This window comes from Tabrizicola sp. BL-A-41-H6 (assembly GCF_050632395.1).
Classification (GTDB): domain Bacteria; phylum Pseudomonadota; class Alphaproteobacteria; order Rhodobacterales; family Rhodobacteraceae; genus JAUYQR01.
Window position 1 is genome coordinate 3,073,145 of the sequence record NZ_CP192600.1, and the last position, 21,130, is coordinate 3,094,274.

Sequence of the window (21,130 nt, forward strand, 5' to 3'; positions counted from 1 at the left end):
CAGAATCGCAAGTATCATGGCACCACCGCAGCTTCCGTGCATTTGCGCATAGGCTTATGATGGGCACTGTGATGCATATCAACATAGCAGACAGCTATCAGCGATTAGGGCAGTTCGCGGCCCAAAACGCAATAGGTCCCCGCTTTTCATGGGGCCTCGTAGAACGTTTGGACTGCCCCCATCGAGTGCCCCCACTGAAGTGGTCCACCAACTGGAAATGATGATCCCACTTGATCCGGCCCCCAACGTTGGACCGCCCGAAGGCAGAGTTTTCCGGCTTCGCTCAGGGTGACCGGCTAGTGACGCCCCCTGTTTTCATCGGCATGATCGGGCCCTTGTTGCCGATCGCGCCATGTGGCCGTTCCTCATTGTAGTATCGACCCCAATCCTCCAACTTTTCGCTTTGCGGACCTTTGGTTCAGCCGCGTCTGCAAGGGTCAGGAACCAGTGCTGGTTCAAGCATTCGGGGCGGAAGCGGCCATTGAACGCTTCGATGAAGGCCCTCGCCATTGTCCTTGGACCAATGGCGGACCATGGCTTGATCGGTCGGCTTGCCGGGCCGCGAGAAGTCGATGACCACTCCGCGCTGATAGGCCCGAACGAAATGGCCCAACAATCGTCCTTCACCCACCCGAGCGGTTTGGGTCTTCGCCTGTTGCCTGTTTCGCTACTCGCCCAGAGGTCGGTGAGGTGGTCGTGCGAGGATCGGAAACGCGAATACCTTTGCTTACCACCTCCACTTCTCGCAGCTGCGCGGGATCAGTCCATGCAAACTTGTCAGAATTAAACTTGGGTGGAGACTTCATTTCAGCGTCGCCCTCCATATTGCGGTATTCCCTACAACGCTCGCCCAAGGCTTCAAATCAAGTCAATTCTCCTTTGGTCTCGGCTAACCACTGCGACTGCAAGTGTCGGTGCGCCCAAATTGTTATCGCGCCCTCTCCGAACGACCAACGTCTGCGACCGAGCCACGATGATCCGGCCTCGGGTTGCACGGTTCCGCGAGACCTGATGAACCCTTTACTTGCGCACGTAGCGGAACGACATGGAGACGATAACGGACAGCCTAAAGCACAGGATCAGCATGTGGTCAGAACGATATTTTGCCGGCGCGATCTCAGGCAAAAGCGGGCCTCAGGCCCTGCTTACTCTCCCCTTGATGGGGCCGCTTCAACGACTACGCTCAAGACAACCGCTGCAACCGCTGCAACCCCAGCGCTGCTCTGAAACGTGTCGCGACTGCGGCGAGTGTAGCGGCCCTTCCGGCAAGACCCTGATTGGATGGTCAACGACGCGGCGCTGACTGTCTATCGCCTCCAACAGCGCCTCCCAGACGCCGCCGTTTAATAGCCGCGTGGAAAGATTACGCGCGACCGTTTCCGATATTCAGGGTTGTGGCGATTGTTTTTGTAGGGATGCCAGAAGAACCAGAGCGCCTGCGATAGGGCGTCGACCTGATCATCGTTCGCGCCGTTCGGAAATGCCCCGAGTTCCGACAGTAAAGGTTGCAGCAATGGGTCCTGTTGCGGAATAAACACCTTGCCGGCCGCGATCGGTACCATGGCGAGGTCCATCCTTGTTGCTTTCGACTGGGATGGCTTGAACGTCTGGACAGCGGCGACCCGTTCTTCACGCGGATAGTATTCCCAGAGCTCTTGGGCGAGCGCCTGCCCGTTGGACGCGAATTCGATCAGAAAGAAGTCCACCTTGAACGCAGTCTTCGCGTCGATGGCACGCTTGCGCAGTTCCGGGAAGGGCCATCTGCCCCTTTGACTGTCTGCAAGGTAGATCCTGCCGTCGCCGATCTGCCAGAACTGGATGACGGAGTACGAGCCAGAATCCGAGCCCGACGCGGCATCGATGCTGAGAAAGCGTGTGTCATAGCTCGTCGGGAGCGTAGCGAACCGCTTGAAGAGGCTCACGTCAACTGCGCCCCCGCCCGGAGGAAGCGGCCGCTGCTGGTACTGGGCGCTGTAGGCGGCCTCTCCCATCGCCCGGCGACGCTGATTGAGGAAAGCCTGGTCAAGCAACTGCGGGTGCAGGAGAGCGCCCTTGGCGAAGACGTGCATTTTGCCAGCGGCGAGCCGGACTTTCATGTCCTCTTCGGCAACTGCAGGCAGCGACAGGAGGCTCCAGGGCTCGATCTCACGCAGAAACGCCGCAGGGTCGTTGATTGCGAGGCGCTGCATGACGAGCACCATGATCCCGGTTGCTCCGTTGTTAAACCGCCCCATCAGGACGTTGGCGATCCAATTGTTGACCTTTTCGCAGGCCGGCTCGCTGAGCGCGTCAGAGGCGTCAAGTGGATCGTCAAGGATGATGATGTCCGCTCCCTGGCCGGTGATATGGCCTTCGACTGAGAAGGCCTTGCGCTGCCCGCCGAGGCTCGTCCGAAACACGAGCGCTGTATCTTTCTCCGCAGCCGGGGCCATCGTCGGTAATGCCGCCCGGTATCAGTCCGACTCAACGACCTTTCGGAACGCAGCATGGTGTTCTTCGGCAAGGTCGAGCCCGTGGGAAACAACGAAGACCTTAAGTGCTGGATTATGGCCGAGCAGAAAGGCGGGCCAGGCAATGGAAACGATCATCGATTTCAGCGTCCTGGGCGGCACGTTTATCATCACGCGCCGGGTCCCCCCCTCCATAGCCTCATCGAGAAGCGCGACGATCGCCTCGACATGCCAATTGTGGAGGTAGGGTGTGCTTGGGTTGAGCGTCGCGAAGACCTTCTGGACGAAGGACAGGAAGTCCTGTCGCAGGAGGGCGTAAAGTTCAGAATTCGTCGCCATTTTGCCCCTCCATCGGGTTCTGCGTCGGGTTGCTGGACCGGCGACTGACATAGTCTTCCAGAAGCTTAAGGTCCGCCTCGCTCGGTGGTAGGGATGAGTCCTCAGCCGTGGGTCGCTCCGGGAAGTACCGGTTGATCTGGCGCATGAGTTCGGTGATCGCCCTGCTGTCGCCACTGAGCGCCTGCTGGATCACCAGGCGGGTCAGACCCCTGAGCACCGAGGCCTTGACCTTCTTGTCCCCGATTTTCATGACGATCTCCGTTGCCAGTTCTTCGCGAAGGACAGAGGCAAATCGCTCCTGCTCCACGCGGCGGCCTTCCGGATTGCCAGACGTGCCCTTACGGAACTGGCCGTGCTTCGGCGGACGTCTATAGCCCACGTCGTCGTCATCCTCAGACATCGCTGCCCCCTTTCGCTGGTGCCGGCAAGAGCTTGACGGCGCGCCGGACTGCAAGGTCGCTGAAGGTTTCGCCGGTGGCCGCGTGCACCGCTTCCCGGCCGGTCAGGGCCATCCAGCGCCGGAGCGCGACATCGATGTAGGCCGGTTCGATCTCGACGCCGAGGCATCGTCGCCCCGAGGTCTCCGCGGCGATCAGGGTCGATCCGGATCCAAGGAAGCAGTCGATGACCAGTTCCCCCGGCGCCGACACGTCCAGGATCGCGTCCCGGATCAGCGCCACCGGCTTCACCGTCGGATGCAGTCCGAAGTCGTCCTCGGCAGTATTGCCGCTCGTGGCACCCCCGTATTCCCAGACATTGCTGCGGTTTCGCCCGAACCGACCGAGCTGGACGTTGTTGCGGTGCGATGCGCCCCTCTTCCGCACGACGAAGACCAGTTCATGGCGGGACCGGTAGAGCGATCCCATGCCCGCGGCCTTCTTGACCCAGACCGCGAGGTTGATCACATCGACACCAAGATGTTGGAAGGCGTCGAGAATTTCCCGCAGGTGCCGCCAGTCCATGAAGATGAAGCCGACGCCGCCGGGCTCGAGGCAAGCGATCGCGGTGCGAAGGCCCTTGACAAGGAAGTCCGTGAAGGCGGACGGTGTCATCTCGCCGGAGGCTTCGACGAACTCCGCGTGACGCCCCCGAACGGTGCTCACATGGCCAGAAATGGGCAGATTATAGGGCGGATCTGTGATCAACATCGCCGCGGGGCCCATTTCGGTGCCCCATGCCGCCAAGTCCTGAGCCCTGCCGCAGATGACGCGATGAGGGCCGGTAATCCAGACATCCCCTTGCAGTGTTACCGCCGGAGCCGATTGTTCCGCAGGGATAACCGGCTCTTCCGTCAGATCGGTCTCGGCATCCGTGATCGAGAAATGGCCGAGATGGAAATCGATCTCGGCGATCTCGAAGCCGGTGACCGCCAGGTCGACGTCCAGCGCGAGGAGCTCCTCGAACTCGATCGCAAGGGCCCCCTCGTCCCATGCGCCGGTTTCCTGCGTCTTGTTGAGGGTGATCGCAAGCTTGCGAATTTCTAAGTCCGACAGATGGTCGATCACCATGCAGGGCACCACCTTCGCTCCAAGCTCGCGCAGCGCCTCGACGATAACGTGGCCGTCAATGATCGTGCGTAATCCAGATGTCAGCACTGGTCGCACGCAGCCAAACGCCGTGATCGAGCGTTTCACACGCTCGATCTGCTCCCGCTTCGCGCGGCGGATGTGCCTCGGTGATCTTTTCAGGGCATCGATCGCAACAAGGTCGATTTTTTTGCATGGCGTGAAGTCAGTTCGCCACGCACTCCGCAGCGCCCATTCCGGCCCGGGGGGATTTCCGTTTGCATCGACGCCATCTCCGACGGCATCTTTATCCTGATCATGCTTGTCCATTTTTGCCTCCTGCATCGACACCCTGGTGTCGATGATGGAAGCTTGGGTGAACTGGAGGCCCCCAAACTCTGCATCACCATGCCCACCAGGCATTGGTTGAGAGTGTGGGCCGAAGCCTCCTGCCGCGACCTAGCGCGTGTGCGCCTTTCTAACTTGAATATTGCCGATCCAAGCGCACGCGTCAATCAAAATATGTTCATCTAATCATGTACTTAGGTTGACGAACGCGCTGTTGGCCCTTATCTGCCTTTTCAATCACTTGCGACTGGACTTATGCCGCGAACAGAGCGTCAGTGTCAGCACGCCCGGCTCTCCGTCCGGGCTCGCCTCGGTGCAGGGCATCGCATGTTGCGGGCCCCCCGAACCACGGAGAAACACCCATGACCGGAACCAGGCAAATCCAGACCGAGACGGCAGACATCACCAAAACAGGCGGCCGCGAGACGAAGATCGATATGCTACGCCGGCTTCTCTCCCGAAAGGCCGGCGCCGATCTCGAAGCTCTCTGCAGTGCTACTGGCTGGCAAGCGCATTCGGTGCGCCGCCCTGAGCGGTCTGCGCAAAGCCGGGGTTAGACTTGAGCGGTCGGCCTCGAAGGTGGACGGTGGCCCCGCCGTCTACCGCATCACGGTCGCATCGGCCCCGGCCGCGTAATGCCCTCCCTCGACACTCTCCACGGGATGGACCGGGCGGCGCTTCTCGCCGCCTGGTCCGAACTTTTTGGGCGACCTGCGCCAAAAAGCATCAGCCAAGCCTACCTTCGACGGTTCATCGCCTTCGAGGTTCAGGCGCGACGGGCGGGCGGTCTGCCGAAAGGCCTGCTGCGACAGATCAAGGCTGCAACCTTGGGAGGCGGCCCGGCGCGCCGCACGGTTGAACCGGCACCCGGCGGGCGGCTCTTGCGCGAGTGGAATGGTGTCACGCACGTCGTCGAGGTGACCGCCAAGGGCTACCGCTGGAACGGCGCCGACCATCGCTCCCTCTCCGCTATCGCCCGCGCCATCACCGGTGCCCGCTGGTCGGGGCCCCGGTTCTTCGGGCTTCGGGAGGCTGGCCGATGACCACCAAGCCAGCCATCCGCTGCGCCATCTATACCCGGAAGTCTACCGAGGAAGGGCTCGATCAGGGGTTCAATTCGCTCGACGCGCAGTTCGAGGCCTGCGCGGCCTTCGTCGCGAGCCAGCGGCACGAGGGATGGAGCCTCGTCAACGGCCGCTTCGATGATGGCGGCGTCTCTGGGGGCACCCTCGAGCGGCCTGCCCTTCAGATGCTGCTGGCCGAAATCGACACCGGCCGCGTCCGGATGGTGATCGTCTACAAGATCGACCGCATCACCCGCTCACTCGCCGACTTCGCACGGCTCGTCGAACGCTTCGAGGCCGCTGGCTGCTCCTTCGTCTCGGTCACCCAGTCCTTCAACACCGCCACGTCGATGGGCCGGCTCACCCTCAACGTCCTGTTGTCCTTCGCCCAGTTCGAGCGCGAGGTGACGGCCGAGCGGATCCGCGACAAGATCGCCGCCTCCAAACAGAAGGGCCTCTGGATGGGGGGCGTTCCGCCCCTCGGCTACAATCCCCCCTCGGATCCCCGCATCCGTGTTCTGCGCGTAAACCCGGACGAGGCAAAAACCGTGCAGGCCCTCTTCGGTCTCTATCAGCGCCTGACCCACCTTGGAGAGGTCGAGCGCGAAGCGGCCCGAATGGGCCTTCGGTCCAAGCGGCACCATTTCCGTTCAGGTCGCGAACAGGGCGGCAATACCCTTACCCGCGGCCAGATCCACAAGATCCTCACCAACCCGGTCTACATCGGACGCATCCGCCACAAGGAAAGGATCTGGTCTGGCCAGCACACGGCAATCATCGATGAGATCACATGGGAAGAAGTACAGCAGAAACTGCAAGCCGCCGCCGCCAAGCCAAGGGGTCGCAAGAATGGAGGTCCGGATGCTGCGCCCTCGCCCCTCACCGGCAAGCTCCTCGACCAGGCCGGGGATCGGCTCACCCCAACCCACACGCAGCGGCATGGCCGACGCTTCCGCTACTATGTCTCTCACCGTCTGATCACCGGTCCGGCTGACCCGACCGGGTGGCGGCTTCCGGGCCCTCCCCTCGACGCAACGATCGCCGGTCTCATGGCCGATCACATCGACGCAGCCATCACCTCTCATTCCTTGCTGGTGTCACCTGAGTTGCGCGACGCAGACGGCCCGGTTGACGCCGCACGCGCGCTAGCCCGGAAATTGCGACAGATTGAGCCCTACACGCTCCACAGGCTCCTGCACACAGGCACGATCCGGCCAGATGGGCTCTCGCTTAAGCTTGATACGACAGTCCTTGCGACGGACCTCGGACTTGGACCGCACGACCTTGCACCGGAGCTTGGACAGATCACCGCGACCCTCCGGCTCCGGCGCCGCGGCATCGAGGCAAAGCTCATCATCGTTCGGCCCGCACCACGTCCCGATCCAATCCTTCTGAAAGCCCTCGGCGCGGCGCACCGCTGGATGCAGGATCTACAGTCCGGTGCGACCTTGCGCGAGATCGCCAGCAAGGCAGGCCTCGACGAAGCCGTCGTCCGAAAGCGCGGCCAACTTGCCTTCCTCTCTCCCCGCATCCAGGCGGCGCTGCTCTCCGGTGCCCAGCCCTACAGCCTTACACTCGAGCGTATGATCCAAGACCCGCCGCCCCTCGACTGGAGCGATCAGGAACGCCTTTACGGGTTCTCGGGCTGAAGACTGTCCAAGTTTAGCTCTGCGCGGTTCACCGATCAGATGACGGGTACACTACCGCTTGGACATTTCGAACGCTTCGATGCCAAGACGCCACCATGATGGCCTCTCAAAACAGCTCAAAAAATCCCTGCTATTTCCCTGCTAGCAGGGAAATACCCAAGCCAAAACCGGACCGCACGTTGCGCCCGACAGAGACGCAGGCGCCAGATCGCCCCCGCCGGACGCGCAACTCCCGTCTCCAGCGCCGGCCAACGACGGCAAACCCCCGGAATTCGGGCGAGAATTCCGGGGGTTTTATGATATATTTCAATAGGTTATGTCGGTGGCGGACAGAGAGGGATTCGAACCCTCGAGACGGTTCCCCGCCTACACACTTTCCAGGCGTGCGCCTTCGACCACTCGGCCACCTGTCCACTGGGCGTTCTCTTAGCCAATCCGGGCAGGCAAGCGCAAGGGCTGATGTCACCCCACAAGGTGGATCGTCACCCGGCGGTTCTGGCGGCCCTTGTTCTCGATCTTGCCGATGGTCACGCGGCCGATCTCGCCGGTGCGGGCGACGTGGGTGCCGCCGCAGGGCTGCAGGTCGACCTGCCCCCCGCCTTCGCCGATCCTGACCAACCGCACCCTGCCCTGCCCGATCGGGGGCATCACGCTCAGCGTCTTCACCAGGCCGGGGTTGGCCAGCAACTCGTCGTCGCTGATCCAGGTGTCGGTGACCGGCAAGTCGCGCCCGATCAGGGCGTTCAGCGCGACCTCCAGCGCCGCCAGATCGGCGGGCGGGTCGGGCATGTCGAAATCAAGCCTGCCCCGCTCGGCTCCGATCTGACCGCCGGTGACCGGCAAGGGGATCACGCACGACAGCAGGTGCAGCGCGGTATGGACCCGCATGTGGCGGTGCCGGCGGTCCCAGTCCAACTCCTGGATCAGCGGGGTGCCTGCGGGCGGCATCGCCACCGCCTCGGCCGGCACCAGCCCCACCGCGCCGCCGTCAAGCTTGACCGCCGTGGCGATCGCCATCCTGCCACCCTCCCACGCAACCCATCCGCTGTCCCCGGGCTGGCCGCCTGACGTGGCATAGAACACCGTCCGGTCGACGATCAGCGCGCCTTCGGGCGTGTGGCCCACAACGGTGCTGCCGGCCTGGCGCAGATAGGCGTCGTCACGAAACAGAAGCTCGGTCATGCGGTCGGCTCTCCTGCGGTTTTGCTTTTCCGCGCGGGGGCGGCGCGTGCGGCCACCTGTTCCAGCGCCAGCACCGCCTCGGCCACCCGCTGCGGGTTGGGCTCGGCTGGCGGGGCCGGTGGCGCCACGATCGCGATGCCCTCGGCGGCGAAGCGTTGCATGATCTGATGATTGATGTCGCTGCGCACGCTCAGACTGAAGTTGACGTCGCGCAGGATGACGCGGATCTCGAACTGCATCACCCGGTCGGTGTAGCCCATGAACACGATAAGGGGCGGCGGGTTCAGCACCGCCAGCGGCTGCGCTTCGGCGATCTGACGCAGGATATCCTCGACCTTGTGGCTGTCGGTGCCAAGCGCCACGATCACCGGCACGATCAGCCGGCCCGACAGGTTGAACCGGGTCCAGTTCGTCACCTGCCCGGTGATCAGGTCGGCGTTCGGCACGATCACGTCGTTGCGGTCGAAGGTCTCGATCCGGGTCGACCGCACCGAGATCGCCCGCACCCGGCCCTGCACCCCGCCCACCTCGATCCAGTCGCCCTCGCTGACCGGGCGCTCGACCAGAAGGATGATGCCCGAGATAAAGTTCGACACGATCTGCTGCAGACCAAAACCGATGCCGACCGACAGCGCACCAGCGACGATCGCAAGGCCCGACAGGTCGATCCCCGCCGCGTTGATCGCCGCGAGCGCGGCAAGGAAGATCCCCACATAGCCGATCCCGGCCACCAGCGCCGTCTGCCCGCCCTGATCCATCGTGGTCTTCGGCAGGATCGTCGTGCGCAACGCCCCCTGGAACAGCCGCGTCAGCATGTAGCCCAGCACGAACACCAGTGCGAAGACCATGAAGTTCGACGGTGAGATCCGCGTCTCGCCCATCTGGAAGCCTTCGGTGAACCGCGTCCACAGTTCGGTGATGTCCGACGACCGCGCCCCCCAGATCAGCGCGAACAGCGGCAGCGACGCGAGCGACATGGTGAACCCGGCCAGCACCGGCACCAGCGCCTCTCGCCCCTGCCCGTCGTTCTTGATGATCATCGCCCAGACGTCACCGATCAGCCGCTGCAGGATGAACAACAGCGTCACCAGCCCCAGCGACAGGATCGCCGGATAGATCAGCGCCGAAGCCGCCTGCACATAGCCAAAGCCCGCCAGCACCGGCCCTGCGATGCCGATCACCGCAAGCCCCCGCGCCAGGATCGACAGCAGCCGCAGCGCATAGCTGCGGTCCGCCACCTCGCGCGATTTGCGCAACACCCCCGCGATGCGCAGCAGGATCAACCCGCCCGTCACCAGAATCGGGAACGACATCACCGCCGTCGTCGCATCGGAATAGGACTGCGCATCCATCGCCGCAGACCGGATCATGTCGGCGCCCAGCACCACCCCCATCAGCACCGACAGGAACCGCCCCTCCGCCCGGCGTTCGGGCGGCAATGGCAGCACGGCATCCTCGCCTTGCGTCTTGGGGAACGCCCGCCCGCCGATCCATGCGGCGGCAAAGATCACAAAACCCACGAACGGCAGCACTTCCGCGATCCGCGCGCCGATCTGGCCCAGCATCCCCGACGCGACCAGCGCCGACGTCAACGCCATCACGCCCAGCGTCGGCAACAGCACCTCGCCCAGCGACACCAGCAGCGACCAGACCTTGCGCCCGCGCGCCGACGCGCCTTCCAGCAGCTTCAGCGCGAACCGCTCCACCCAGCGGCGCACATAGACCACCAGCGCCAGCGCCACCACCAACAGCACCAGGATCAGCGGCACGTTGTCGAACAACTCGCCCCGCGCGTCACGGTCGGCCCAGGCGCTGGCCACCTCGTCCCACAACTGCAACACCGTGTCCGACAGGCCAATCGCCGCCTCGGGCCAGTTGCCGGGGTTCACCGGCGACGGCCACAGCTGCAATAACTGGTCCGCCTGCCGTTCCCGCATGATACGGTCGATCTCGCGGATCAACCCGTCCGCCCGCCGGTAGGCCTCATCCGCCGCGATCCCCGGCGCCTGCAACCGCACCAGCTGGTCCGCCAGTTCCGTCCTGCGCTTGGAGATTTCCTCGGCCTCGGTCGCCCCTTCCGCCGGGGCCGGCCCCAATGCCGCCAATTGCTCGCGCAGCGTCCCGATCCGGGCCGCGTTCGCGTTTTCCGAACTCAGCAGCGCCGCGCGCCACTGCGCCAACTGCCCCCGCAATTCGTCCAGCCGCTCGTCCGAAACGTTGCGGTTCTCGATCTCTTGCTCGGCGCGGGCCGCCATCCGCTCCCAGTCGTCATAGTTGACTGCGGCGCCTTCCTCGGTCTGCGCGCTGTCCTGCGCGGCAATCGGCAGGGCAACCGGGGCCGCAAACGCGACCGCCAGCCACAGAACCACGAAAAGCTGGCGCAAGCCTGCCCGCATCGGGCTCAGGCGTCCTCGAACACGGCCGGAATCGCGCGCGCCGGACGGTCAAGCCATTCCGGCACCGGCAGGCCCTTTTCGCGCAGGAAGGTCGGGTTGTAGACCTTCGATTGGTAGCGGCTGCCATAGTCGCACAGGATGGTGACAATCGTCTTGCCCGGCCCCATGTCGCGCGCCATGCGGATTGCGCCCGCGATGTTGATGCCGGACGATCCACCCATGCACAGCCCCTCGTCGGTCAACAGATCGAACACCAGGGGCAGCGCCTCGGAATCGGGGATGCGGTAGCTGAAGTCCGGGGTGAAGCCTTCAAGGTTTGCCGTGATACGCCCCTGCCCGATCCCTTCGGTGATCGAACTGCCGGGGCTTTCCAGTTTGCCTGTGGTGTAGAACGCATGAAGCGCGGCACCCTCCGGGTCCGCCAGACCGATCTTCACGCCCTTCGGCTGCAACGCCATGCCAACACCGGCCAGCGTGCCGCCAGACCCTACCGCGCAGATGAACCCGTCAACCTTGCCACCGGTCTGTTCCCATATTTCCGGCCCGGTCGTCTCGATATGCGCCTGCCGGTTTGCCACGTTGTCGAACTGGTTCGCCCAGATCGCGCCGTTCGGTTCGGTCTTGGCCAAGGCTTCCGCCAGACGGCCCGAATAGCGCACGTAGTTGTTAGGGTTGCGGTAGGGCGCGGCAGGCACCTGCACCAGTTCCGCCCCCGCCAGCCGCAGCATGTCCTTCTTTTCCTGGCTCTGCGTCTCGGGGATTACGATGACGGTGCGAAACCCCATCGACGCGCCGACCAGTGCCAGACCGATCCCGGTATTGCCCGCCGTGCCTTCGACAATCGTGCCGCCCGGCTTCAACAACCCCTTCGCCACGGCATCTCGGATGATGTAAAGCGCGGCGCGGTCCTTGACCGACTGGCCCGGATTCATGAACTCGCATTTGCCCAGGATCGTGCAGCCCGTCAGCTCCGATGCGTGTTTCAGCTTCAGAAGCGGGGTGTTGCCGATGGTATCGGCCAGATCGCTGTGAATATGCATGGAACGGTCCTTCCTTTGTCAAAGAAGGTGTATGAGGGTCGCGCGGCAAACTCAAGCCGGGGCGGCAGGGCGCGCGCCGAACAGCCGGCGTGCCCCCGGCACCAGCACCACCCCGATGATCAGGATCGCCACCAGACACCAGATCGCCGGCGCCTCGTTCGGATTGTCGGTCAGCAGGTTGGCGGCGATCGGTCCGACCAGCGCATGAAACAGCACAAACCGCCACAGCCCGTAAAACAGCGGCATCACGAACACCGCCAGTACATAGGGCGGAAAACCGAAATTCGTGCCAAGCCAGCGGTCCGGGCCGGCGAAGATATCGGTATAAGGCAGCGTCCACGCCAGATGCCAGTTTCCCGAAACGGTGCAAAGCACCTCGCCACACAGTGGCTGGCCGAGATTGCACGCATCAAGGCCCGGCCAGGGGAGCATCTGGATGGCGATCATGGCAGAGGCACCAATGGCGCAAACCATCACCCAACGACGGTGCCGGTCGCTGATGTCCGGCCGCAGCCAAGCCAAAAGAAATATATTAATAACAATTGGTTGCAAGGCGATATGCAGCATCGACAAGGCGGTGACAACCTGGTTGGCTGGCGTGCCGCATTGGTCGATCACCGTGTAACCGGCCAGTTGCAGCACTTCCATGCCAGCAAAGAACACCAGCGTCAGCGGAACTGCCACCGGATCACCGCGCCACGCGCTGGCCCCGGCTGCGGTCAGGCCCACGACAATCATCCCCGCCGTCGCCTCGATCCCCCAGCACATGCCTGCCGCCCCCCGAGTGTCCGCCCACCTTGGCGCTACATGGCACAAAGCGCAAACGCGCTTTTGCGGCCAACGGAGGGGCGGGTCGCGCACGCCGTAGTGCCAGAATGAAAAGGGGCGGCCCCTCAGGTCCGCCCATTTCCTAACATATCGTAAACTCTGCCCTTAAGCCATTGTTTTTGTTGGCTCCCAAAAATGTCCCACCGTGGGACATCAAGCCCGCGCGACGAACATCCCATCCCGCTTCAGCCCCTCATAGCACTCGTCTAGGCTCTTCTTCGCCCGCTCGATCAGGATGTCGATCTCCTCCGGCGTGATCACCAGCGGCGGCGAGATGATCATCCGATCCCCCACATGCCGCATGATCAGATTGTTGGCAAAGCAACGCTCCCGACAGCGATAGCCGACAGTCCCCGCCTCGCTGGCGAAAGCAGCCCGCGTGGCCTTGTTCGGGGTCAGCGCAATCGACCCCATCAGCCCCACCAGCTTCGCCTCGCCCACCATCGGATGCTCGGTCAGCGCGTCCCACTTCTGCTTCAGGTAGGGGTGCGCCACGGTGCGGACATGCTCGATGATGCCCTCTTCCTGGATGATCCGAAGATTCTCCAAGGCCACCGCCGCCGCCACCGGATGCCCCGAATAGGTGTAGCCGTGGTTGAAGTCGCCGTGGCTGCCGATCACCTCGGCCACCTCGTCGCACACGATCGACCCGCCGATCGGCTGGTACCCCGACGACAGCCCCTTCGCGATCGTCATGATATGCGGTCGGATATTGAACGTCTCGCAGCCGAACCAGTTGCCGGTCCGCCCGAACCCGGTGATTACCTCGTCTGCGATCAGAAGGATGCCGTACTTGTCGCAGATCCGCTGGATCTCCGGCCAGTAAGTCGACGGCGGCACGATCACGCCGCCCGCCCCCTGGATCGGCTCGCCGATGAAGGCCGCGACGTTTTCCACGCCCAGTTGCTGGATCATCGCCTCAAGCTCTTGCGCCCGTGCCAGCCCGAAATCCTCGGGCGTGTGGTCACCACCCTCGGACCACCAGTCCGGCTGGCCGATGTGAACAATCCCCGCGATCATCCCGCCATGCTTGTGGATGCCCGACATGCCGCCAAGGCTGCCGCCGCCCATGGTCGAGCCGTGGTAGCCGTTCTTCCGCGCGATGATGATCCGCTTTTCCGGCTGGCCCTTGATGTCCCAATAGCGCCGCACCATGCGGATGTTCGTGTCGTTTGCCTCGGACCCCGAGCCCGCGAAGAAGACGTGGTTCATCCCCTTCGGCGCGACTTCGGCGATCTTGGCGGCAAGCGCGATGGCCGGCACGTGGCTGGTCTGGAAGAACGTGTTGTAATAGGCCAACTCCTCCATCTGACGCGCTGCGACCTCGGCCAGTTCCTTGCGGCCATAACCGATGTTGACGCACCACAGGCCGGCCATGCCGTCGATGATCTTGTGGCCTTCGGTGTCCGTCAACCAGACCCCCTTGGCGGACTTCATGATCCGCACGCCCTTCTTGGCAAGGGCGGCGTTCTCGGTGAACGGGTGCATGTGGTGGGCCGCGTCGAGCGCCTGCAGTTCGGCGGTGGGCATGTGGTTGGTGATCTTGTTCATGGCGGCCCCTTCAGGAATCGGCGGGGCGTCCTTGCCCGGCTTTGGGGCAGAATATGATCAAACGAAGCGGCGTTCAAGAAATTTGATCAAATTATGAAAAGCGGATCACGCCGCTTCGGAAAGTGCCTGACGGACGTGATCAACGCCCTGCTGGATGTCGCGTTCGATTGCGGCTGAAAGCGCCTTGGCATCGCCTTTCCGCATCGCGACCAGCGCCTCGCGGTGGAGGTCTGGCGCCACCTCGCGACCGTAGCGCGCGATCACGGCGCGCAGCGACGGGCCCGCCCGCAGCCAGAGCGAACGCGCCATGTCATAAAGCACAGGCGCATCGGCGACCTCGTAAAGGACGAAGTGGAAGGCGTGGTTTGCGGTCAGGTAATCCGACAGTTTGCCTGCGTCGATGGCGCGGTTCACTGCTCCGTCAATAGCCTCAAGCTGGTCGATCCGGTCTCCGGTGAGGCGAGGCGCGGCAAGTTCAGCCAGCTTCGGTTCGATCGCCAACCGTGCGAAGGCGACCTGATCCAGCATGTCTGCCGATAGCTGCGGCACAGCGACACGGCGGTTGCCTTGCGGCAGAAGCGCGCCTTCGGCCATAAGACGGCGGATCGCCTCGCGCACCGGTGTCATTCCGGCACCGAGGTCAGCCACAAGCCCTTGAATTGTAACGGGTTGTCCCGGCTCCAGATGGCCGAACAGCACCATGTCACGCAGGCGTGCATAGGTCACTTCGTGACTTGGTATCTTTCGGTTGTCGGCGTCCATCGAGGCTCCTCTTGCTAGGCCCTTTATGACGGCATCCGTCTGGCAATCAAGATGTGATCAAATCCGGTCAGCGTAACGGAACCGCGTCACGTCCGCGCTCCATCCCTGCCCGGTCAGATCATGCGCCACCACGCCGACGAAAGCGCCGGTGAACGAAGCGTGTTCCCCCCTGCCGCCTTCGTCGGAGATGACGGAAGCATCGAGAGTTGGACCGACGGCTTGGCCGTTCACGGTAAAGCGTTGGCTGGCGCGGTCGACGGTGACACCGATGGTCACCAAGCCTTCTGTCACCGGGAAATGGCCGTGAAACGTCAGCGCCTCACCGGGCCAATCCCCTTGGCAGGACACCAGAGAAACCACGCGCGCCCCGGCTTCGCGTGTGATGAGGGCTGCGTGAAATTTGTGGCGATTATAATAGGTTATGAGGCCCGCCGCGCGTTGCCAGTTCGGCGGATCAGCGATGAAATCGGCCTCGGCCTCATAGGCTGGTTCCTCTTGCCGGCGGGCGACAAGCGATTGTTCGAACCACGATCCAAGGCTTTCGCGGCCCGTCAGGCGCAGGGCGCTGCCGGTCAGGGTGAACAGGCGTTCGGGGTGCGGGGTACGCAGCCACTGGAATTCCGGCGGGAGGGTCGGGCCAGTGAAATCGTGTTCCACAGGGATAGCTGGTCCGCGGCTGGCGGGCAGGTCGATAGTCGTGGGGGGCAGTTGGCCATTGTCTTTCAGCCAGAGCCAACCGTCGCGCCAGACCATTTCGGCAAGGCCTGTTTCGCGGCCCGTGGCGCAGAAAAGCCCGAGCGGCCCCTGCTGCGGGCGACCACATAGATAGCTGTGCCAGTGCCTCCCATCATGGCCTTCGACGTATTGGCCGTGGCCCATCCGCTGGATCGGATTGTCGGGCGAAAACCGCGCCGTGATGACGTGTTTTTCGGGGTGCGTTTCGTATGGCCCGCGTATGGCAAATGATCTGGCAAGTGTGACCGCGTGGTCGTAACCGGTGCCGCCTTCTGCGGTCGTCAGATAGTAATAATCGCCCCGACGAAAAAGATGCGGCGCTTCGGTCAGACCAAGGTCGGTGCCGGTGTAGATCGTGGTCACCTCGCCCAGAAGGCCGCGTTCGGGGTGCCATTCCTGCAATTCGATCCCGTCGAAAAGATCGTTCGCCGGGTTCAGGCCGGTGCCCTTGCCCCGGTGGTTCCAGCGCATGTTGAGGAAGTATTTGCGCCCATCGGTGTCGTGGAAAAGCGAGGGGTCGAACCCCGAGGATGTGACGTAGCTGGGATCGGACCAGTCGCCGTCTATGGTCTCGCAGGTGACGATGTAGTTGTGCGCATCCTTGAACGCGCCATCCAGACGTTTCACGTCGGTGTAGACCAGCCAGAACTTGCCGTCAGCGTGTGACAGGCAGGGTGCCCAGATCCCGCAACTGTCGGGGTTGCCGCGCATGTCAAGCTGCGAGGCGCGGTTGAGCGGGCGGGAAACCAGCGTCCAATTCACCAGATCGCGGGAGTGGTGGATCTGCACGCCCGGATACCATTCGAAGGTCGAGGTCGCGATGTAATAGTCCTCGCCCACGCGGCAGAACGACGGGTCGGCGTTGAAGCCGCGGATGACCGGGTTTTCTAGCATGGCGTCCTCAAAGGGAAATGGAACGGGCGGGCTGAACGATGTCAGCCCGCCCGTGTTGCCCGCCGCCGGCAGGGAGTGGGCCGGGGCGGGCTTGTATTCAGACCAGAAGCGCGCGCGCCTCGTCGGGCGAGAGGGCGGCGGGGCGAGTGCAGGTGGTGGTCAGGGTGACGAATTCGCCCGTCTCGCCCGATTTCAGGCAGGCGGTCATCACCTCGACCCCGTGCAGCGTACGGTCCAGCGAGCAGCGCGCGTCACGCCCGCTTTGCAGGGCGGCCACCATGTCGGCAAGGCCGGCGGTGCGATAGTTCGCCAGCGCGCCGTGCTTGGGATGCTCCTGGTTCGGAACGCCGAAGGGGTGGTCCCAGGGTTCGACGGCGGTCACCGTGCCGTCGCGCCCCGCGACCTCAACCGTACCGCCGAAAAAGTTCGGGTCGGGGACATAAAGCGTGCCTTCCGTCCCATAGAACTCGAAGTGGTTGCGGCGGTGGTGCCAGACATCCCAGCTGGTGGTCAGGTTGACCGTCGCGCCGGAATGGAATTCCAGAAGAGCGTGGATATTCGTTGGCGTCTTGACGGTGATCTGCTGGCCTGCCCGTTCGCCCGACCCGATGGTGCGGGTTGGCGTGGCAGATGAGGTGATCGCGCCCACACGCTTTACCGGGCCGAGGAAGTTGATCAGGTTGGCAATGTAGTAGGGGCCGAGGTCCAGCATCGGCCCGGCACCGGGAAGGAAGAAGAAATCCGGGTTCGGATGCCAGCCTTCCGGCCCGTGGTTCTGCACGCCCGCAACGGCCGTGGTGATGGTGCCGATGCGCCCCTCGTCGATCAGGGCGCGGGCCTGCTGGTGCGCGCCGCCAAGGAACGTGTCGGGCGCGCAGCCAACCGACAGGCCCTTTGATCTGGCAAGCGAGCGCAGCGTTTCGCCCTCTTCCAGTGTCAGGACCAGTGGCTTTTCGGAATAGGCATGCTTGCCCGCTTCGAGGATGCGTTTCGAAACAGCGTAATGCGCGTCGGGGATGGTCAGGTTGATGACCACATCCACCGCCGGGTTCGCCAGAAGGTCATCGACGGACTGCGCCTTTGTGTTGAACTCTGTAGCGCGGGCCTTTGCCGCGTCCATGTTCACGTCGGCCACCGACCGCACTTCCAGCCCTTTGAACAAGGGCGCGAGGCGCAGGTAGGAGGTGGAGATGTTGCCGCATCCGATGATGCCGATACCAAGGTTTGCCATCATGTCCCTCAATTCGTCCGCAGGGCCAGAATCGACCGCTTGGCAAAGCGGGCGTGGTCTGACGGGTTGTCATGTTCCATAACGAAATGCTTGCAGCCGACGGCGCGCAAGGCGGCCATCAGGCTGGCCCAGTTGACGGTGCCGTGGCCGACATCGGCCCAGCCGTCCTCATCGGTGTTCTCGCCAGCAGGTGCGATATCCTTCACATGCGCCGCCGTGATGCGCGGGCCGTAGCGGCGAATCCACTGCACGGGGTCAGCACCGCCACGGATCACCCAAGCGACGTCAATCTCCCATTCCAGCGATGGGCCGCCCGCAAGGATTTCGGCCTGCGGGATGGCGCCATCCGGGGTCGCCTTGAACTCGAAGTCGTGGTTGTGCCAGCCAAAGCCGATGCCGGCCGCCTTGTAGGGCCGACCCGCCGCTTCCAGCCTTGCACCGAAGGCGCGCCAGCCGGGGCCATCAGTCGGGCGCTGGTCGGGCATCAGGTAGGGGCAATAGATGTGCTTGATGCCAAGCGTGCGCGCAATCTTCAGCGCCTGATCCGAGTTGCCCTCCAGCATATCAAGGCCGAAATGCGCGGTTGGCATCTTCAGCCCGGTCGCCTTCAACCCGGCGGCGAGGTCGGCCAGCTTGGCATCGTCTGCATAAAGTCCACCAAAGCCTTCGACATCCTGATAGCCGAGGCCAGCCAGCATGGTCAGCGTGTCGGAGAGCGGTGGGAAGTTCCGCGACGAGTAGAGTTGATAAGACGGCATGTCCTTGGTCCTTTCAGGTCTGTCCGTAGGTCGCGGCGCGAAGGTCGCGAAGTGTGAAGCGCGGCGCGGCGCCGGGGGTGTCGGGGGTATACGTCACTGTGGCCGGGTAGCCGGGGAAAAGCGCGAAGGCGTTGTTCGAGAAGCGACCGGGTTGGTCTGCCTCCAGCGCCACGAAAAACGCGGGGGCGTCGGTTTCGACCGTGATCTGCCAGCCGGTGCCGGACGGTTTGACGGTATGGGTCAGCTTGGTGGGCGGCAGATCGTAGGCTTTCCACGGTTTCGGCGCGTGGATGTCGCCCTGATCAGGCGCCCCGGGCGGGCCCCAGAGGAAGGCGAGGATTTCATCCTCGGCCAGCGTTCCTGCAGGAAGCGTCGCCACCACCACCGCGCTGTCGGGCAAGACCGCTGCCCGGTGCTGCCCAAGCGGGCGGATCTTGCCGGACATTGCGATGGCGTTCACCGTCACCTCAAGCGTCACGGCGTCGGGGGTATCATTTACCGCGCGCAGTTCGATCGAACCATCGACGGGCACTGCCGTCACCAGAACCGGCGCGTAAAAGCGGCGGGCCATATGGTGCAGAAGCTTCCAGTTGCCGCCGTGATCAAGGCTGGCCCAACTGCACACGGGCCAGGTGTCATTCAGCTGCCAGTAAAGCGTGCCTTGGCAATGCGGTTTCAGGCTGCGCCAGTGGGTGACGGCGGTCTTGATCGCCACGCCCTGCTGGACCTGGGAAAGGTAGACGAAGCTTTCGAAATCCACCGGAAAGCGGAAATAGCGGAACATGGTTTCGGCGATGCGGGCGTTGCCGCCGGCGTTCTTCTGGTGGCTTTCCATCACCGGGGCGGCGATGTTGAAATCAGCCGGGTCGGCAAAACGCCGGATGGTCTGCATCGACGGATAGGACTGGAAACCGAACTCAGAACAGAAGCGGGGGCTTACGTCGCGGTAATGGTCGAAGTCGCGGCCCTCGTGCCAGACGCTCCAGAAGTGCATGTCACCAGAACTGTCGTCATGCCAGGCATCGCCAAAGGCCAGAGGGCCGGGGCTGGGCGAGGACGGCCACCAGTTGGCACCGGGCAGAACGGAGTAAAGTGCCGCTTCAACCGTGCGGTTCAGGCGGTCGTAGTTGACGAGATAGCGGTCGCGGTCCTTGCGGCTTTCGGGGAACCACGTTAGCGCGCCGATCAACTCGTTGTCGCCGCACCAGACCGCAAGGCAGGCATGGTGATTGATGCGAGCCACGACATCGCGAACCTCGGCATCGACCTCGGCCAGAAACTCGGGCGTCGAGGGGTAGAGGTGGCAGGCGAACATGAAATCCTGCCAGACCATCAGGCCCATTTCGTCACAGAGGTCGTAGAACCAATCGGGCTCATACCGCCCGCCGCCCCAGATGCGCAGCATGTTCATGTTGGCATCGACGGCCGATTGCAGAAGGCCCCGCACGCCTTCGACGGTGATCCGCCCGTTCAAGGCATCGGCCGGAATCCAGTTCGCGCCGCGGGCAAAGACGGCACGGCCGTTCACCTCCATCCCGAAGGAGCGGCCGGCCGCATCGGGTTCGGACCGCAGGTGCATTGAACGCAGGCCGATACGGCGCGTGGCGGTGGCGCCGCCACCGGTGACGGTCAGGTCGTGCAACACCTGCGCGCCCTGCCCTGCTGGCCACCACAGAACCGGGTCGGCTATCGTCAGGATCATCCGCGCAACACCGTTCACCACCCCCGCGGCCTGCGTAACGCCGCAAAGCGTGGCGGTCACGTCGTCGACGCCGTCAGTGTGGATGGCAAGCGCCACCTCGGCCACATTGTCGTGGTGGCACTGGCTGACGACGATATCGGCGATCCGGGCGGTTCTCGGTTCAAGCGCGATCTTGCCCGACACGCCGAACTGACCGAGCGCTATGTTCCAGTCCCAGCCGAAATCGCACTGCTGCTTGCGCAGCATGTTGGCGTTCGGGATGGGACCGTTCACTTCCTGATAGGGGATGCGGAAGGGCATTTCGGCCTGCTTTTCGGCGGCCGCCTGAACCGGGCTGCGAAACCGGATCTCGATCTTGTTCGCGCCGCGCCGCAGATGGCCCGTCACATCGACACGGAAGCGTCGGTGGACGTTGGCGGCTTGCAAGACAGCGGTGCCGTTGAGAAGGACTTCGGCCACGGTATCCAGCCCCTCGATCACCAGATCGACGGCACCGCCCGCGTGATCAAAGCTGCGCTTTGCCACCCAGTCGCGCTCGCTGACCCAGCGGCAATCGTATTCGTTGCGGCCCCAGTACGGGTCGGGGATGACGCCGGCGCTGTGCAGGGCCGTGATTCCGTCTCCCGGCAGGGCCATGGAAACGCTGTGCTGCCCGCTTTCATCCGAAAGCGTCCAGACACCCGCCAGATCGAGCAT

The 21,130-nt window shown here is 63.6% G+C and carries 17 protein-coding genes, 1 tRNA gene and 1 pseudogene; 3 read left to right on the forward strand and 16 right to left on the reverse strand.

The features are described from left to right. Positions 1–283: 283 nt before the first annotated feature. The 5 genes and pseudogenes from ACROUL_RS15030 to ACROUL_RS15050 form a co-directional block, all read right to left on the reverse strand. Positions 284–595: pseudogene (locus ACROUL_RS15030) on the reverse strand (integrase core domain-containing protein); the annotation flags it as partial. Positions 596–1,343: 748 nt separating this feature from the next. Then, positions 1,344–2,432: a phage terminase large subunit gene (terL, locus tag ACROUL_RS15035; protein WP_431300266.1), complete on the reverse strand. Its 1,089-nt coding sequence runs from the start codon at positions 2,430–2,432 to the stop codon at positions 1,344–1,346. A gap of 21 nt (positions 2,433–2,453) precedes the next feature. Beyond that, positions 2,454–2,789, reverse strand: a complete 336-nt coding sequence (locus ACROUL_RS15040) for a hypothetical protein (protein WP_431300267.1) — start codon at positions 2,787–2,789, stop codon at positions 2,454–2,456. After that, the gene (locus tag ACROUL_RS15045; protein ID WP_431300268.1) at positions 2,773–3,189 is read right to left on the reverse strand and encodes a DUF5681 domain-containing protein; all 417 of its coding nucleotides are present in this window, start codon (positions 3,187–3,189) and stop codon (positions 2,773–2,775) included. Before ACROUL_RS15045 ends, ACROUL_RS15040 begins: the two co-directional genes overlap by 17 nt. Then, on the reverse strand, positions 3,182–4,624 hold the full coding sequence (locus ACROUL_RS15050) for a DNA modification methylase (protein ID WP_431300269.1): 1,443 nt from the start codon (positions 4,622–4,624) through the stop codon (positions 3,182–3,184). The genes ACROUL_RS15045 and ACROUL_RS15050 overlap by 8 nt, the downstream gene beginning before the upstream one ends. A 380-nt stretch (positions 4,625–5,004) precedes the next feature. Here ACROUL_RS15050 and ACROUL_RS15055 point away from each other — a divergent pair, with 380 nt between their 5' ends. From ACROUL_RS15055 to ACROUL_RS15065, 3 genes are all read left to right on the forward strand, one after another. Beyond that, a complete protein-coding gene (locus ACROUL_RS15055) occupies positions 5,005–5,199 on the forward strand; it encodes a DUF3489 domain-containing protein (protein ID WP_431300270.1) in 195 nt (64 codons plus the stop codon). 78 nt (positions 5,200–5,277) lie between these two features. Further along, positions 5,278–5,685 (forward strand): DUF2924 domain-containing protein, encoded by a 408-nt coding sequence (locus ACROUL_RS15060; protein WP_431300271.1) that lies wholly within the window; start codon positions 5,278–5,280, stop codon positions 5,683–5,685. Next, positions 5,682–7,355: a recombinase family protein gene (locus ACROUL_RS15065; RefSeq protein ID WP_431300272.1), complete on the forward strand. Its 1,674-nt coding sequence runs from the start codon at positions 5,682–5,684 to the stop codon at positions 7,353–7,355. Before ACROUL_RS15060 ends, ACROUL_RS15065 begins: the two co-directional genes overlap by 4 nt. Positions 7,356–7,678: 323 nt before the next feature. Here ACROUL_RS15065 and ACROUL_RS15070 read toward each other — a convergent pair. From ACROUL_RS15070 to ACROUL_RS15120, 11 genes are all read right to left on the reverse strand, one after another. Next, positions 7,679–7,768 (reverse strand) — tRNA-Ser (locus tag ACROUL_RS15070). A 49-nt stretch (positions 7,769–7,817) separates the two neighbouring features. Further along, on the reverse strand, positions 7,818–8,537 hold the full coding sequence (locus ACROUL_RS15075; protein ID WP_431300273.1) for an alanyl-tRNA editing protein: 720 nt from the start codon (positions 8,535–8,537) through the stop codon (positions 7,818–7,820). Beyond that, entirely contained in the window at positions 8,534–10,933 is a 2,400-nt protein-coding gene (locus ACROUL_RS15080) for a DUF3772 domain-containing protein (RefSeq protein ID WP_431300274.1), read from the reverse strand. Before ACROUL_RS15080 ends, ACROUL_RS15075 begins: the two co-directional genes overlap by 4 nt. Before the next feature lie 5 nt (positions 10,934–10,938). Continuing rightward, positions 10,939–11,973: a cysteine synthase A gene (locus ACROUL_RS15085; protein WP_431300275.1), complete on the reverse strand. Its 1,035-nt coding sequence runs from the start codon at positions 11,971–11,973 to the stop codon at positions 10,939–10,941. 51 nt (positions 11,974–12,024) lie between these two features. Beyond that, positions 12,025–12,741 (reverse strand): DUF5765 domain-containing protein, encoded by a 717-nt coding sequence (locus tag ACROUL_RS15090; protein WP_431300276.1) that lies wholly within the window; start codon positions 12,739–12,741, stop codon positions 12,025–12,027. A 213-nt stretch (positions 12,742–12,954) separates the two neighbouring features. Beyond that, complete coding sequence (locus ACROUL_RS15095) at positions 12,955–14,352, reverse strand: aspartate aminotransferase family protein (RefSeq protein ID WP_431300277.1); 1,398 nt, start codon at positions 14,350–14,352, stop codon at positions 12,955–12,957. Between the two features lie 105 nt (positions 14,353–14,457). After that, entirely contained in the window at positions 14,458–15,114 is a 657-nt protein-coding gene (locus tag ACROUL_RS15100; protein ID WP_431300278.1) for a GntR family transcriptional regulator, read from the reverse strand. A 57-nt stretch (positions 15,115–15,171) separates the two neighbouring features. After that, positions 15,172–16,743 carry a glycoside hydrolase family 43 protein gene (locus tag ACROUL_RS15105; RefSeq protein ID WP_431300279.1) on the reverse strand — a complete coding sequence of 524 codons (1,572 nt, stop codon included), beginning with the start codon at positions 16,741–16,743 and terminating at the stop codon, positions 15,172–15,174. A gap of 97 nt (positions 16,744–16,840) precedes the next feature. Next, the gene (locus ACROUL_RS15110; protein WP_431300280.1) at positions 16,841–17,974 is read right to left on the reverse strand and encodes a Gfo/Idh/MocA family protein; all 1,134 of its coding nucleotides are present in this window, start codon (positions 17,972–17,974) and stop codon (positions 16,841–16,843) included. 8 nt (positions 17,975–17,982) lie between these two features. Next, on the reverse strand, positions 17,983–18,732 hold the full coding sequence (locus tag ACROUL_RS15115; RefSeq protein ID WP_431300281.1) for a sugar phosphate isomerase/epimerase family protein: 750 nt from the start codon (positions 18,730–18,732) through the stop codon (positions 17,983–17,985). A gap of 13 nt (positions 18,733–18,745) precedes the next feature. Further along, the gene (locus ACROUL_RS15120; protein WP_431300282.1) at positions 18,746–21,130 is read right to left on the reverse strand and encodes a glycosyl hydrolase 2 galactose-binding domain-containing protein; all 2,385 of its coding nucleotides are present in this window, start codon (positions 21,128–21,130) and stop codon (positions 18,746–18,748) included.

Excerpts from the sequence above, each read along its gene's own strand:
- terL (WP_431300266.1), bottom strand. The coding sequence starts at position 2,432 with ATGGCCCCGGCTGCGGAGAAAGATACAGCGCTCGTGTTTCGGACGAGC.
- ACROUL_RS15115 (WP_431300281.1), bottom strand. The coding sequence starts at position 18,732 with ATGCCGTCTTATCAACTCTACTCGTCGCGGAACTTCCCACCGCTCTCC.
- ACROUL_RS15090 (WP_431300276.1), bottom strand. The coding sequence starts at position 12,741 with ATGTGCTGGGGGATCGAGGCGACGGCGGGGATGATTGTCGTGGGCCTG.
- ACROUL_RS15120 (WP_431300282.1), bottom strand. The coding sequence starts at position 21,130 with ATGCTCGATCTGGCGGGTGTCTGGACGCTTTCGGATGAAAGCGGGCAG.
- ACROUL_RS15050 (WP_431300269.1), bottom strand. The coding sequence starts at position 4,624 with ATGGACAAGCATGATCAGGATAAAGATGCCGTCGGAGATGGCGTCGAT.
- ACROUL_RS15105 (WP_431300279.1), bottom strand. The coding sequence starts at position 16,743 with ATGCTAGAAAACCCGGTCATCCGCGGCTTCAACGCCGACCCGTCGTTC.
- ACROUL_RS15055 (WP_431300270.1), top strand. The coding sequence starts at position 5,005 with ATGACCGGAACCAGGCAAATCCAGACCGAGACGGCAGACATCACCAAA.
- ACROUL_RS15110 (WP_431300280.1), bottom strand. The coding sequence starts at position 17,974 with ATGGCAAACCTTGGTATCGGCATCATCGGATGCGGCAACATCTCCACC.
- ACROUL_RS15100 (WP_431300278.1), bottom strand. The coding sequence starts at position 15,114 with ATGGACGCCGACAACCGAAAGATACCAAGTCACGAAGTGACCTATGCA.
- ACROUL_RS15045 (WP_431300268.1), bottom strand. The coding sequence starts at position 3,189 with ATGTCTGAGGATGACGACGACGTGGGCTATAGACGTCCGCCGAAGCAC.
- ACROUL_RS15040 (WP_431300267.1), bottom strand. The coding sequence starts at position 2,789 with ATGGCGACGAATTCTGAACTTTACGCCCTCCTGCGACAGGACTTCCTG.
- ACROUL_RS15080 (WP_431300274.1), bottom strand. The coding sequence starts at position 10,933 with ATGCGGGCAGGCTTGCGCCAGCTTTTCGTGGTTCTGTGGCTGGCGGTC.
- ACROUL_RS15085 (WP_431300275.1), bottom strand. The coding sequence starts at position 11,973 with ATGCATATTCACAGCGATCTGGCCGATACCATCGGCAACACCCCGCTT.
- ACROUL_RS15060 (WP_431300271.1), top strand. The coding sequence starts at position 5,278 with ATGCCCTCCCTCGACACTCTCCACGGGATGGACCGGGCGGCGCTTCTC.
- ACROUL_RS15075 (WP_431300273.1), bottom strand. The coding sequence starts at position 8,537 with ATGACCGAGCTTCTGTTTCGTGACGACGCCTATCTGCGCCAGGCCGGC.
- ACROUL_RS15065 (WP_431300272.1), top strand. The coding sequence starts at position 5,682 with ATGACCACCAAGCCAGCCATCCGCTGCGCCATCTATACCCGGAAGTCT.
- ACROUL_RS15095 (WP_431300277.1), bottom strand. The coding sequence starts at position 14,352 with ATGAACAAGATCACCAACCACATGCCCACCGCCGAACTGCAGGCGCTC.